The sequence below is a fragment of the Streptomyces sp. DSM 15324 genome (assembly GCF_001514285.1).
GTDB lineage: Bacteria > Actinomycetota > Actinomycetes > Streptomycetales > Streptomycetaceae > Streptomyces.
In genome coordinates, this window is sequence record NZ_KQ949031.1 from 304,110 (window position 1) to 316,403 (window position 12,294).

Sequence of the window (12,294 nt, forward strand, 5' to 3'; positions counted from 1 at the left end):
CGTCGGGGCGGGCCCTGGCCGCCCCTGATTTTTAGCCGCCCAGGTAGGCCAGTTCCGGGAAGTGCCGCTGGTAGGCGTCCAGGAGACGCCGGGCGACGGCGTACGAGTCGATCAGCGGGTGGATGGTCAGGGCGCGCACCGCGTGCTCGCGCTCACCGGCCGTCGCGGCGTGGATCACCGCCCGTTCGACGGCCTTGACCGAGCACACCAGCCCCGTGCCGTGGTCGGGCAGCGCGGCCCCGGCGATGGGGTGGGCGCCGTTGGCGTCGACATGGCAGGGCACCTCCACGACGGCGTCGTCGTCCAGGACGGGGATCCGTCCGCGATTGCGCACGTTGAGGATGAGCGTCGCCCGCTCGTCGAGCGCGATGGCCCGCATCAGGGCCAGGGCGACCTGCTCGTACCCGCCGGACTCCAGGTCGCAGGAGTCCCGCTCGCCCATGCCGACGGCCTCGCGGTTCTCGGCCATGTAGGTCGTCTCGCGCTCCAGCCGGGTCGCGTCCCAGGCGTCCCAGGCGGTGCGCGCCACCGGCCGGCCCGCTGACGGGGGCAGGGCCAGGGCGTCGTAGAAGCGCTGCTGCTGGGAGTGGAGGAAGGCGCCCCGGGTCTGCTCGGCGGCCCGGGCCGAACTGACCGACTCGCGGCTGAAGTAGTAGTAGTGCAGGTACTCGTTGGGCAGTGCGCCCAGGGTGCGCAGCAGGTCGGCGCCGAAGAGCCGGCCCTCCTCGAACGAGGTCAGGGCGCCGTCGTCGGCGAGCAGGGACGGCAGCAGGTCGCGGCCCTCGGCGTACAGCCCGCGCAGCCAGCCCAGATGGTTGAGCCCGACGTAGTCGAGGCGGACCCGGGCCGGTTCGACGCCGAGCGCCCCGGCGACCCGGCGGCCGAGGCCCACGGGCGAGTCGCAGATCCCGATCACCCGGTCGCCGAGGTGCGCGGTCATCGCCTCGGTGACCAGCCCGGCGGGGTTGGTGAAGTTGATGACCCAGGCGTCGGGGGCCAGCGCGGCGACCCGGCGGGCGATCGCCACGGCCACGGGGACCGTGCGCAGCCCGAAGGAGATGCCGCCCGCGCCGACGGTCTCCTGGCCGAGGACGCCCTCCGCCAGGGCGATGCGCTCGTCCGCCGCCCGGCCGGCGAGTCCGCCGACGCGGATGGCGGAGAAGACGAAGTCGGTTCCGGTGACCGCCTCGTCGAGGTCGGTGGTGACGGTCACGGTGGGCGGGTCGGGATGCCCGGCCGCCTGGTCGGCGAGGACCTTGCGGATGGTGGCCAGCCGGGAGGCGTCCAGGTCGTAGAGGGTCACGTCGGTGACGCGGCCCGCGCCGCGGTCGCCCAGCAGCGCCCGGTAGACCAGCGGGACGCGGAAGCCCCCGCCGCCCAGGATCGTGAGTCTCATACGCCGACCACCTCGTTCATCCGTGGATCACCTTGCTCATACCTCGACCACCTCGACCCCCGCCTCGCGCAGTCGTGCGCAGGTCTTCTCCTCGCCCGGCGCGTTGGTCACCACGACGTCGAGGTCCTCGGGCCCGCACACCCGGGCCATCCCGGTGCCGGGGAACTTGCCGGCGTCCGCCACCAGCACCACCTGGGCGCTCGCGGCGATCATCGCCCGCTTGACCGGCACCTCGACGGCGGTGGTGTCCAGCACCTGGCCGTCGGGGCGGACCCCGCTGGTCCCGAGGAACAGCCGGTCGGCGTGGACCTGGCGCAGGTTGTCCTCGGTGAGGAAGCCGACCAGCGAGCGGTAGTCGCGCCGGACCACCCCGCCGAGCAGGATCAGCTGGACGTCCTTGTCGTCCTGGAGCTCCTCGTACACCGCCAGGTTGCTGGTGATCACGGTGAGGGACCGGCCGTGCAGATGCCGGGCCACCCGGTGGGCCGTGGTGCCGATGTCGAGCAGCACGGTCTCCCCGTCCTTGACGAGGTTTGCGCACCAGGCCGCCAGGGCGTCCTTGGCCTCGACCCGGATCCCGGCGACGTCGGCGAACGGATCGTCCTCGCCCACGACGGGCGCGGCACCGCCGTAGACCCGTTTGAGCAGGCCCTCGTCCTCCAGTTGTGCGAGGTCACGGCGGATCGTGGCCTGGCTCGCCCCGACCGTCTCGGCCAGGACGGACACCGAGGTCGGCCCGTCCGCACGCAGGGAGCGAAGGATCAGCTGATGTCTTCGGTCAGGGAGCATGCGGCAGACCATACTCGCGAACTCGCCAAACTCAAGCAAAGTCGCGCATGAATGTCTCGATATTCGCTTGACCCTTGTCAAACCCGCTCACCGGGTGCACTCTCTTGCGTAATTCAGAGCAGGCCCGGACCCCACTCCGGTCGGCCGAAGCGGATGAACGGCGTATTCCGCCGTCCCGGACGCGTCGGCACCGTCTGAGAGGGCCAGGTCGTACACCCCGGGTGGCTGAAGGGTTCCCACTCACGCCGATGCCCTTCAGCCACCCGGCCTCCCCGCCGCGCCCCCACCGCGGACCCCGACCCACAGGTCCTGCCGGACATGCCGGACACGCCGAAACCGCCGAGATCTAGGAGAAGATCGTGGACCTTTCCCGCAGACGATTCCTGCAGGCCGCCGTACTGACGGCTGCCGCGGCCGGCGCCACCGCGGCGTGCGGCGGCGGCTCGGCGTCGAGCGGCAGCAAGGACAGCAAGAACCTGACGTTCTGGTACTGGGCCGGCGGACTGAGCGACAAGGTCGTGGCGGACGCCAAGACCCACTTCTCCGACATCACCCTGAAGACCTCCGTGGTCGGCGGCGACTTCAAGACCAAGCTGCTCACCGGACTGCGCGCCGCGCAGACCGCCCCCGACATCACCGGCATCAAGGGCGAGGACATCGCCTCCTTCCTGCCCAACGCCAACCGGTTCGTCGACCTCAACACGGTCGGCGCGAAGAAGCTGACCCCGGACTACCTGGCGTGGAAGCTGAAGCAGGCCACCACCCGGGACGGCAGGCTCATCGGCTTCCCCATCGACATCGGCCCCTGCGCCACGTTCTACCGCGAGGACCTCTTCGCCAAGGCGGGCCTGCCCACCGACCCCACCCAGGTCTCCGCCCAACTGGCCACCTGGGACGACTACTTCAAGGCCGGCGTCGAACTGCACAAGGCCGTGCCCAAGACCTACCTGATCAACAACATCGGCTCCGTGTTCTCGATGATCGTCGGCCAGGGCACCCGGCGCTTCATCGACGAGGACAACACGTTCATCGGCGACCAGGACCACATCCGCACCGCCTGGACCACCGCCGTGAAGCCCTACACCCTCGGCATCGACGCCAAGATCAACGACAACACCTGGAACGCCGCCATCGGCAACGGCACCCTCGGCACCGAGATCGGCGCCGCCTGGCACGCCCTCGACATCAGCAACGCCGCCCCCGGCACCAAGGGCGCGTGGCGGGTGGCCGGCCTGCCCGGCGGACCGTCCAACCTCGGCGGCTCCTTCCTCGCCATCCCCGCGACCAGCGGCAACCCCGAGGAAGCCTTCAAGATCATCAGCTGGATCCTCAGCCCCGAGAACCAGGCCCGCGGTTTCACCGACGCCGCCCTCTTCCCGACCGCGCCGGCCGCCTACAAGCTGCCCGCGCTGACCGGCGGGGACGCCTTCTTCGGCGGCCAGAAGACCATCGAGATCTTCGGCCCGGCGGCCCAGAAGATCCCCGCCGCCTACGAGGCCCCGGCCGACGCGGCGGTCTCCGCGCCCTACTACAGCGAGCTGACCAGCATCGAGGCCAAGGGCAAGGACCCGGACGAGGCCTGGAAGGACGCGGTCAGCCAGGCCAAGCAGATCGCTCAGCGGCAGGGAGTGAAGTGACATGTCGTCAAGCCCGGTAGCCGGTCCGGCAGCCACCGGACCGACCTCCGGACCCGACACCGGACCCCTCGGGCAGCCCGCTCCGGACCCCTCGCGCGGTCCGGGGCGACGCGCCCCCCGGATCCGGCCGGTGTCGGCCGGGGCCCGGCCGGGGCCCCGCCGGCGGGTCCTCAGGCACTGGCCGCAGTACCTCGCGATCTCGCCGTACTACCTGATCTTCTCGGTCTTCATGCTCTTCCCGGTGCTCTACACCGTCTACCTGGCGTTCCAGAAGTGGGACGGCATCGGGGAGATGCAGTTCGTCGGCTTCCAGCAGTTCCGCTTCCTGTGGGACGACCCGGTGTTCTGGATGTCCATCCGCAACACCCTGATCATCTGGGTGCTGTCGACCGTGCCCATGCTCTTCATGGCCCTGGTCCTCGCGGTCCTGGTCAACTCCACCAAGCGGTTCACCGCGTTCTACCGGGTGTGCCTGTTCATCCCCAGCATCACCTCGCTGGTGGCCATCGCGATCTTCTTCGGCGCGGTCTTCAGCAACAACTTCGGCCTGATCAACGCCATCCTCAGGGGCCTGCACCTGTCGGCCGTACCCTGGATGAGCAACGAGTGGACGATCAAGCTGGTGATCGCGGCGCTGATGACCTGGCAGTGGACCGGCTACAACGCGATCATCTATCTGGCCGGCCTCCAGGCGATCCCCTCGGAGCTCTACGAGGCGGCCCGGATGGACGGGGCGGGCCCGGTGCGGATCTTCTTCTCCCTCACGATCCCGTTGCTGCGGCCGATCATCCTGTTCACCGTCGTGATCTCCACCGTCACCGGTCTGCAGAGCTTCACCGAACCCCAGGTGCTGTTCGGCAGCGACGCGGCCACCAACCCCAACTCCGGCGGACCGGGCCAGGCGGGCCTGACCACGCTGCTGTACTTCTACCACCAGGCCTTCGACAACAACGACTTCGGCTACGGCGCCGCGATCGTCTGGGCCTTCTTCCTGCTGATCCTGCTCATCGTGCTCGTCAACTGGCGCCTGGTGCAGCGTAAGGAGCGACGGCCATGAACGGCTTGAACCGCAAGCGCCTCAGGGGCCTCGGTGTCCACACGATCCTGATGACCGGCGTGGTCGTCTCGGTGTTCCCGTTCTACTGGATCGTCGTCATGGCGACCAACACCTCGCAGGACATCTACCGTTACCCGCCGAAGCTCTGGTTCGGCGACAACCTGCTCACCAATCTGCGGCACCTGTTCGCCAGGATGGACTTCTTCGGGTCACTGGCCAACACCATGATCGTCGCGGTCTCCACGACCGTGCTGGTGCTGTTCTTCGACTCGCTGGCCGCCTTCGCCTTCGCCAAGTACGAGTTCCCCGCGAAGAAGTTCCTCTTCGGCGTACTGCTGTCGATGTACATCCTGCCGACCCAGCTGGCGATCATCCCGCAGTACGAGATCATGGTGCAGCTGGGCTGGCTGGGCACCCTGAAGGCGCTGATCGTGCCCGCCGCGGCCAACGCCTTCGGCATCTTCTGGATGCGGCAGTACACCTCCACCAGCGTCCCGGACGAACTCCTCGACGCCGCCCGGATTGAGGGCGCCGGGTTCTTCCGCCAGTACTGGCACGTGGTGCTGCCCTGCGTCCGTCCGGCGCTGGCGTTCCTCGGCATCTACACCTTCATCGGCGCCTGGAACGACTACATCCTGCCGTTGGTGATGCTGGTCAACCCGGACAGGCTCACCCTCCAGGTGGCGCTCGCCCAGCTGTACGCCGGGCACTCCACCGACTACAGCATGGTGATGTCCGGGGTGCTGCTGTCGGTCATCCCCCTGGTGATGGTGTTCACCTTCTTCGCCCGCGGTTTCATCGCCGACGCGACCAAGGGGGCCCTGCGCTGAGGTGCGCGGAGGTCACCAGGGCGGTCCCGTACGCGTCGACGGCTCGGGGCCGGGCTCGGGGGCGGGGTCGGGACCGCCCATGTCGAGACGGAACGGGGGATACACGTCCGTCATCAGGGTGACGTACGCCGCGACCCGCAGGACCCAGCGGTTCAGCCCGGTGATCAGGTCGAACAGGTCCCGGGGGTACTTCTCGGTGAAGAGCAGGATCACGGCGGCGATGATCGCCAGCACGGTCACCAGACCGCCGTTCCACCAGCCGTACCCCCAGCTGCCGACGAAGAAGCCCACGACGATGTAGTGCGGAATGGCCAGCAGCCACCACTTCACCAGGACCAGGCCGCGGGAGAGCCGCTCGGGGTGGACGATGTCCAGCCGGGCCGGGTAGTCGGGCTCCTCGCCCAGGCTGAACGGCGGGTAGCGGTCGGTGGCCAGGGCCCCGTACGCGTAGTAGGTGACCCGCCAGCTCCAGCGCAGCACGCCGAGGTTGAAGTCGAACAGGGCCCGCGGGTAGCGCTCGGTGAACAGGATCGCGAAGAAGGCGATCACCCAGACCACCGAGAAGGCGATCCAGAGGAAGAACAGCACCACGACGTGCGGGATGACCAGGATCCACTTCACCAGCCACAGCCAGCGCGACAGGGGTGCGTCGAGCCGTGCGGTCACCCGGACCGGCGCGGGCAGGGGATGCGTCATTGCTCCCGCCTCCTGACGTCACCTGTGCTTCTTCTTCCACTCTGCCCCCTGTGGCTCCATGGCGCAGGGGGCGCGGGGCCATCCGGGGCAGCGCGGGGATCAGAGGCGGATGACGATCAGGGCGGTGTCGTCGGTGTTGCCGGTCGCCGGGAGGAGATCCGCGAGGAGGGCGTCGGCGAGCTGCTCGGGGTCGTCCTCGCGGTGCCGGACCAGGGAGTCGGCCAGCCGGTCGAGACCGGTGTCGATGTCCTCCGTACGCCGTTCGACCAGCCCGTCGGTGTACAGCACGAGCGTGGAGCCCTCCGTGAAGGACGTGCGGGCCTGCGGGCGCGCGAGGTGCCGGGGACGGGCCGCGAGCGGCGGGTCCGTGGCCTCGTCGAGGAAGCGGACCGTGCCGTCGGGGTCCAGCAGCGCCGGGGGCGGATGGCCCGCGCTGCTGTAGGTCACGGTCCGCTCGGCCCAGTCGATGAACGTCGACACGACCGTGGTGGACTCGGCGCCGTCCACCGAGCGGGCGTACAGACCGAGCGCCTCCAGGGCCTGGCCCGGACCGTCGGCCACCCGGCAGGCCGCGCTCAGCGCGCTGCGCAGCTGCCCCATGACACAGGCCGCGGCCAGACCGTGTCCGACGACGTCACCGACCGCGACCGCGAGGTTCCCGTCCGGCAGATCGGCGAGGTCGTACCAGTCGCCGCACACGTTCAGCGACCCGATCGCGGGCCGGTAGCGCACCGCCGCCGCGTGCTCCCCGGTCGGGCCCGGCGCGGGCAGCATCGCCGCCTGGAGGGCCAGGGCGACCTCGCGCTCATGGGCGTGCGCCCGGCGCAGCCGCTCGTTGACCTCCTGGAGCTCCCGCGCACGGGTGTACAGCTCGGCCTCCAGCACCCGGGCCCGGCTGTCGTCGCCCGGCCCGCCGAAGGCCCGGATCAGCTCGGTGACCTCCTCCACCCGGTGCACGATCAGTTCCACCTGCCCGTCGGGGCCGCGGACGGGTGCGTTGACCGGGCTCCAGAAGTGCTCCTGCCACTGACCGGGCCGGTCGGGGTCCTCGAGGTCGTAGCGCAGCAGCGCCATCGTGTCCCGCTCGCCGGTGGCCACCGTGCGCAGCATCGACGTCTCGGTCTCCTGCCGGCCGGCCGCCGCCGGATCGTTGGGGTTCTCGGGGAAGACGTCGAAGATGTAGCGGCCCACCAGCTGCTCACGGGTGCGCCCGGACAGCCGTACGAAGTCGTCGTTGGCGTCGGCGTAGACCAGGTCCGGGGTGAGCAGGGCCACCATGCCGGGCAGGGCCCGGAACACCGCCGTGTAGTCGATCCGCGGTTTCCTCATGTCCTGCCTGTCTGGTTCGCGCCGGGCGTCGATGTGCCGTTCCACGATAGGAGTGCGGACCCGGCCCGGTCAGCCCGACGACGAGTCCCGGCGGGCGGAGCCGTCCGCCGGCGACGCCGTGCCGGGGACGAGGGCCGCTCCGGTCACGGCGCCCTCGGCGGTGTCACCCAGCCGAGTGACCGTTCGACGGCGCGCTTCCAGTTCTCGTACTCCGCCTCGCGCCGCGCCGGGTCCATGTCCGGGATCCACTGGGCCGCCCGGTGCCAGTTGCGGCGCAGTCCCTCCAGATCGGGCCAGTAGCCGGCGGCGAGCCCGGCGGCGTAGGCCGCGCCGAGGGAGACCGTCTCGGCGACCATGGGCCGCACCACGGGCACGTCGAGGACGTCGGCCACGAACTGCATCAGCAGGTTGTCGGCCGTCATCCCGCCGTCCACCTTGAGCTGCTTCAGGGGCACCGAGGAGTCGGCGTTCATGGCGTCCACCACCTCCCGGGTCTGCCAGCCGGTGGCCTCCAGCACCGCCCGGGCCAGATGGCCCTTGGTGATGTACGAGGTCAGACCGACCATGACTCCCCGCGCGTCGCTGCGCCAGTGCGGCGCGAACAGCCCGGAGAAGGCGGGGACGATGTAGCAGCCGCCGTTGTCCTCGACGGTGCGGGCGAGCGTCTCGATCTCCGGCGCGCTGCTGATCAGCCCCAGCCGGTCGCGGAACCACTGCACCAGCGAGCCGGTGACGGCGATGGAGCCCTCCAGGGCGTACACCGGCGGTTGCTCCCCGATCTTGTAGGCGACCGTGGAGAGCAGCCCGTGCCGGGACCGCACCAGGTCGCCGCCGGTGTTGAGCAGCAGGAAGCTGCCCGTCCCGTACGTGCATTTCGCCTCGCCCGGGGCGAAACAGGTCTGGCCGAACAGGGCGGCCTGCTGGTCGCCGAGGGCCGCCGTGATCCGCACGCCGGGCAGCAGCGACCGGGCGGTGCCGTAGTGCTCGGCTGAGGACCGGATCTCGGGCAGCATGGCGCGCGGCACCCCGAAGAAGGCGAGCAGCTCCTCGTCCCAGGTCAGGGTGCGGATGTTCATCAGCATGGTGCGGCCGGCGTTGGTGGCGTCGGTGATGTGCAGCCCGCCGTCCGGGCCGCCGGTCATGTTCCAGATCAGCCAGCTCTCGATCGTTCCGCACAGCACCTCGCCGTTCTCGGCGCGTCGCCGCAGCCCGTCGACATGGTCGAACAGCCAGCTCAGCCGGAGCGCGGAGAAATAGGTCGACGGGGGCAGGCCGCACCGCTCCAGGAAGAACTCGTCCCCGGGATCGGTCCGCAGGGCCGTGACCAGGGGTTCGGTGCGGGTGTCCTGCCAGACGATCGCGCGGCCCAGCGGGGCGCCCGTGCCGCGGTCCCAGACCACCATGGTCTCGCGCTGGTTGGCGAGGCCGATCGCGGCGACGTCCTCGGCCCCGACGCCGGCGCCGGAGAGCGTCTCGGGGACGATCCGCTGGAGGTTGCGCCAGATCTCGACGGCGTCGTGCTCGACCCAGCCGGGCCGGGGGAAGTGCTGCTGGTGCTCGCGCTGGGCGACCGAGGAGAGCCGTCCGTGGTGGTCGAAGAGGATGCATCGGGTGGAGTTGGTGCCCTGGTCGATGGACATCACATAGCGCTCGACCATGATCGGGTCTCCCTTCCGACTCTTCGACGGGCTGTCCGGCCGCTTGCGGATCCGGGCTCTTGGACGCGGGACGCGGTCACCAGCGGCTCGCGCCCAGGTCCCGGGAGATCGCCCGTGCGGCCTCCCGCAGCAGGTTGATCAGGTTCGACCGGGGGCGCCCCTGGCTGTCGCAGATCCGTTCGAGCTGGCCGGACAGGCCGATCGCGCCGACCACCAGCCCGCCGTGCCCGCGGATCGGCGCGGCGACCCCGGCCTCTCCCATGCTCATCTCCTGCACCTCGGCGGCCCAGCCCCGCTCCCGGATCTCGGCCAGCGCCCGGGTCAGCCGGCCCCGCTCGACCAGGGTGTGCCGGGTGTAGGCCTCCAGCCCCGAATCCAGGGCCGAGTCCAGCGGCGCGGTACCGAAGGCGAGCAGGACCTTGCCGAGGGAGGAGGCGTGCAGCGGCAGCAGTGAGCCCACGTCCAGGGTCTGGAAGGTGTCGTCCGGCCGGAACACATGGTGGACGACCAGGACCCTGCCCTCCAGGGGGGTGCCCAGCCGGACCGACTCCCCGCTGCGGGCCGCGAGCGCGTCGGCCCAGTTGATGGACCGCGAGCGCAGTTCGTTGACGTCGAGGTAGCTGGTGCCGAGGTGCAGCAGGGCTGCCCCGAGCTGGTACTTTCCGGTGGCGGGGTCCTGCTCCACGAAGTCCACGTGTTGCAGGGTGCGCAGGATGCCGTGGGCGGTGCCCTTCGCCAGCCCGAGCGAGGCCGCCACCTCGCCGAGCCCGAGACGACGGGGTCCGCCGGCGAGGAGACGCAGGATCGCCGCCGCCCGTTCGATCGACTGGACCGGGCCGGTCATGAGCCGAGCCTATTACCGCGGCGAGCCGCTCGCCCCCGCTGCGCCCGGCCCCCGATCACCTCCCGGTCGGTGGCGTTCGGCAATGCCGACCGCGATTCGTTGACCCTCCTCCGCCGTCGTCCCTAACGTGCACTGGGGTCCGGCAGTGGTGCCGGTGCCCGGTATCGGCAGACGGCATTCACCGGAGGAGAGAAGATGGCGGTACAGCTCGGCATACTGCCCCGGGAGACAGTGGAACACGTGTGTCCGCTGCCGCCCGTCCCCGGGGCCGTCGCAGCCGTCCGCCGGCGCGTGGGGGAGGTCCTGGCGGCCTGGAAGGTGTCCGAGGACATCGTCGACGACTCGCTCCTCGTGGTGTCGGAGCTGCTCACCAACGCGATCGTGCACGCCCTGCCCCCGGCGGAGCTGCGACTCTCCTGGATGCGGGGCGAGGGGCCCGGCACGCTGCGCGTGGAGGTCACCGACGCGGGTCCCGCCCTGGTGCCCGGCCAGGTCCGCGCGGACATCGACCCCGACGAGCACGGCCGCGGCGAGCAGATCGTGCACGCCCTGGCCACGGCACACGGCAAGCGGGTGCACTCCGGCGGGGTCACGCGGTGGGCGGATCTCGTCGCCGCGTGAACGGGCGTTCTTCCTGATCGCGCGTCGGCGCGCGTGATCGACGGCAGCATGTTCCAGCGGAAAATGCCAAAGGGGTCCCCCGTGGCCGGTACTTTCCGTAACCTCGGTCTCACCCGCACGCTCAGGGTCGCTTCAACGACCCTTCCCCGCCCCGCACTTGAACCGCTCCTGCCGCCCACGCGCCGAAAGGACACGGTCATGGCCGTCGAGGCCGAGGTTCTGCACGAACTGCACCGGCTGCGCACATGCGTGCCGCAGTTGAGGGGGGCGCTGGCGGCCAGCGCCGACGGGCTCGTCCTCGCCAGGGACATGCCCGACGTCGAGGCGGAGGCGCTGGCGGCGCTGACCGCCGCGGCGCTGGGCGTCGGCCGCCGGATGGCCGACCTCGCGGCGCGCGGGGAGTTCCGCGAGTTGCTCGTCCGGGGTGCCGGGGGATACGTCGCGACCTACGCGGCCGGCCCGTCCGCCGTGCTCACGCTGCTCGCGGACGACCGGGTCAACGTCGGCCGGCTCCATCTCGAAGGGCGGCGCAGCGGGACCCGTATCGCCGAACTGATGACGACCTCCGCGCCCCCCGACCGCCCCCGCCTCCCGGACGAGCCGCCGCCCCCCGCTCTCCCGCCCCGCAGCCTGGGCTCCCTGCCCCTGCGCATCCCCCCGCAGTCCCGCTACGGCTCCTGAGCGCGCGGGGCGGGAAACCGCACCGGGCGTACGGGGTACCGGGCGTGCGGGGGTGCCGGGTGGCGCGGAGGCACCGGCCGCCGAGGCGGTTCAGCCGGTGGGGCCCTCCGCGCGGCCGCGGCGCCGGGCCGTGGCACGTCGGCGGGTTCCCACCCGTTCCGGGCCGGGGCCGAGGTTCGCGGGAGCGCTGAAGCCGCTGGGGACCGTCCGGGGCGGCGCCACCGTCGGGGACGCGGGCACGGGCACGGGCGAAGGGGGACGGGCGTGGCCCTCTCGCTCCCCGTCCCGGGGCGGGGGCGGCGGCGGAACGGCACGGCTGATCACCCGCGCGTGCGGCATCAAGGGGGCGCAGGCGGAGCACACTTCGGTGAGCGTCCACACCTGGGCGACCGCCGGATCGTGCCGCAGCACGAGGACGACCGTGCCCGCGCAGGTGACCCGGGTGCCCTCGTGCAGCGCGCACCGCTGGCGCCGGCACCAGCAGGCGGCGTCGTGATGCACCGCCGCCGCTCTGGCGTGCGCGGCCGCGTGGGCCTCCGCGAAGCGGCGCAGCGCCGCGAGGTCCCGGGACCGCGGCGGCATCGCACACGCCGACGAGCAGGTGACCGAGGCGGTGCGGTCCCGGTGCCCGACCACGCGGATCGTCCAGCAGCGGCCGGGGCGGCGGGCCGAGGGGGCGTCAGGGTACGTAAGAGCCAAAGCACATGTCCTTCGTGGCGATCGTGGGGGGAGGGCGACGAGTCCGGAGTGGTTCCG

At 71.2% G+C, this 12,294-nt stretch carries 12 protein-coding genes; 5 read left to right on the forward strand and 7 right to left on the reverse strand.

Features of this window, described 5'->3' with window-relative positions:
* Nucleotides 1–31: 31 nt before the first annotated feature.
* The gene (locus tag AQJ58_RS27525) at nt 32–1,396 is read right to left on the reverse strand and encodes a 6-phospho-beta-glucosidase (protein WP_067254908.1); all 1,365 of its coding nucleotides are present in this window, start codon (nt 1,394–1,396) and stop codon (nt 32–34) included.
* 36 nt (nt 1,397–1,432) lie between these two features.
* Nucleotides 1,433–2,185: a DeoR/GlpR family DNA-binding transcription regulator gene (locus AQJ58_RS27530; protein WP_067255178.1), complete on the reverse strand. Its 753-nt coding sequence runs from the start codon at nt 2,183–2,185 to the stop codon at nt 1,433–1,435.
* Nucleotides 2,186–2,544: 359 nt separating this feature from the next.
* On the opposite strand from AQJ58_RS27530, the gene AQJ58_RS27535 reads away from it, so the two are divergent.
* The 3 genes from AQJ58_RS27535 to AQJ58_RS27545 all read left to right on the forward strand — a co-directional run bounded on the left by AQJ58_RS27535 (nt 2,545) and on the right by AQJ58_RS27545 (nt 5,709).
* Nucleotides 2,545–3,822, forward strand: coding sequence for an extracellular solute-binding protein (locus AQJ58_RS27535; RefSeq protein ID WP_067254910.1), 1,278 nt, complete (start codon nt 2,545–2,547; stop codon nt 3,820–3,822).
* A gap of 130 nt (nt 3,823–3,952) precedes the next feature.
* A complete protein-coding gene (locus tag AQJ58_RS27540; protein ID WP_067254911.1) occupies nt 3,953–4,879 on the forward strand; it encodes a carbohydrate ABC transporter permease in 927 nt (308 codons plus the stop codon).
* Nucleotides 4,876–5,709, forward strand: a complete 834-nt coding sequence (locus AQJ58_RS27545) for a carbohydrate ABC transporter permease (protein WP_067254912.1) — start codon at nt 4,876–4,878, stop codon at nt 5,707–5,709. Before AQJ58_RS27540 ends, AQJ58_RS27545 begins: the two co-directional genes overlap by 4 nt.
* Nucleotides 5,710–5,721: 12 nt before the next feature.
* Here the strand turns inward: AQJ58_RS27545 and AQJ58_RS27550 are convergent, their stop codons facing one another.
* The 4 genes from AQJ58_RS27550 to AQJ58_RS27565 all read right to left on the reverse strand — a co-directional run bounded on the left by AQJ58_RS27550 (nt 5,722) and on the right by AQJ58_RS27565 (nt 10,236).
* Nucleotides 5,722–6,405, reverse strand: coding sequence for a DUF4389 domain-containing protein (locus tag AQJ58_RS27550; RefSeq protein WP_067254915.1), 684 nt, complete (start codon nt 6,403–6,405; stop codon nt 5,722–5,724).
* 99 nt (nt 6,406–6,504) lie between these two features.
* Entirely contained in the window at nt 6,505–7,734 is a 1,230-nt protein-coding gene (locus AQJ58_RS27555; RefSeq protein WP_067255179.1) for a PP2C family protein-serine/threonine phosphatase, read from the reverse strand.
* A gap of 143 nt (nt 7,735–7,877) precedes the next feature.
* Nucleotides 7,878–9,392: a glycerol kinase GlpK gene (gene glpK / locus AQJ58_RS27560; protein ID WP_067254918.1), complete on the reverse strand. Its 1,515-nt coding sequence runs from the start codon at nt 9,390–9,392 to the stop codon at nt 7,878–7,880.
* A 76-nt stretch (nt 9,393–9,468) separates the two neighbouring features.
* A complete protein-coding gene (locus AQJ58_RS27565) occupies nt 9,469–10,236 on the reverse strand; it encodes an IclR family transcriptional regulator (protein ID WP_067254921.1) in 768 nt (255 codons plus the stop codon).
* 195 nt (nt 10,237–10,431) lie between these two features.
* Here AQJ58_RS27565 and AQJ58_RS27570 point away from each other — a divergent pair, with 195 nt between their 5' ends.
* Together AQJ58_RS27570 and AQJ58_RS27575 are read left to right on the forward strand one after the other, a co-directional pair.
* Nucleotides 10,432–10,857 (forward strand): ATP-binding protein, encoded by a 426-nt coding sequence (locus tag AQJ58_RS27570; RefSeq protein WP_067254925.1) that lies wholly within the window; start codon nt 10,432–10,434, stop codon nt 10,855–10,857.
* A 198-nt stretch (nt 10,858–11,055) separates the two neighbouring features.
* On the forward strand, nt 11,056–11,538 hold the full coding sequence (locus AQJ58_RS27575; RefSeq protein ID WP_067254927.1) for a roadblock/LC7 domain-containing protein: 483 nt from the start codon (nt 11,056–11,058) through the stop codon (nt 11,536–11,538).
* A gap of 90 nt (nt 11,539–11,628) precedes the next feature.
* On the opposite strand, the gene AQJ58_RS27580 is transcribed toward AQJ58_RS27575, so the two are convergent.
* Complete coding sequence (locus AQJ58_RS27580) at nt 11,629–12,237, reverse strand: hypothetical protein (protein ID WP_067254930.1); 609 nt, start codon at nt 12,235–12,237, stop codon at nt 11,629–11,631.
* Nucleotides 12,238–12,294: the final 57 nt, after the last annotated feature.

Bases quoted from the DNA above. Each gene is read 5' to 3' on its own strand.
- AQJ58_RS27525 (WP_067254908.1), bottom strand. From the start codon at position 1,396: ATGAGACTCACGATCCTGGGCGGCGGGGGCTTCCGCGTCCCGCTGGTC.
- AQJ58_RS27530 (WP_067255178.1), bottom strand. From the start codon at position 2,185: ATGCTCCCTGACCGAAGACATCAGCTGATCCTTCGCTCCCTGCGTGCG.
- AQJ58_RS27545 (WP_067254912.1), top strand. From the start codon at position 4,876: ATGAACGGCTTGAACCGCAAGCGCCTCAGGGGCCTCGGTGTCCACACG.
- AQJ58_RS27550 (WP_067254915.1), bottom strand. From the start codon at position 6,405: ATGACGCATCCCCTGCCCGCGCCGGTCCGGGTGACCGCACGGCTCGAC.
- AQJ58_RS27555 (WP_067255179.1), bottom strand. From the start codon at position 7,734: ATGAGGAAACCGCGGATCGACTACACGGCGGTGTTCCGGGCCCTGCCC.
- glpK (WP_067254918.1), bottom strand. From the start codon at position 9,392: ATGGTCGAGCGCTATGTGATGTCCATCGACCAGGGCACCAACTCCACC.
- AQJ58_RS27565 (WP_067254921.1), bottom strand. From the start codon at position 10,236: ATGACCGGCCCGGTCCAGTCGATCGAACGGGCGGCGGCGATCCTGCGT.
- AQJ58_RS27570 (WP_067254925.1), top strand. From the start codon at position 10,432: ATGGCGGTACAGCTCGGCATACTGCCCCGGGAGACAGTGGAACACGTG.
- AQJ58_RS27575 (WP_067254927.1), top strand. From the start codon at position 11,056: ATGGCCGTCGAGGCCGAGGTTCTGCACGAACTGCACCGGCTGCGCACA.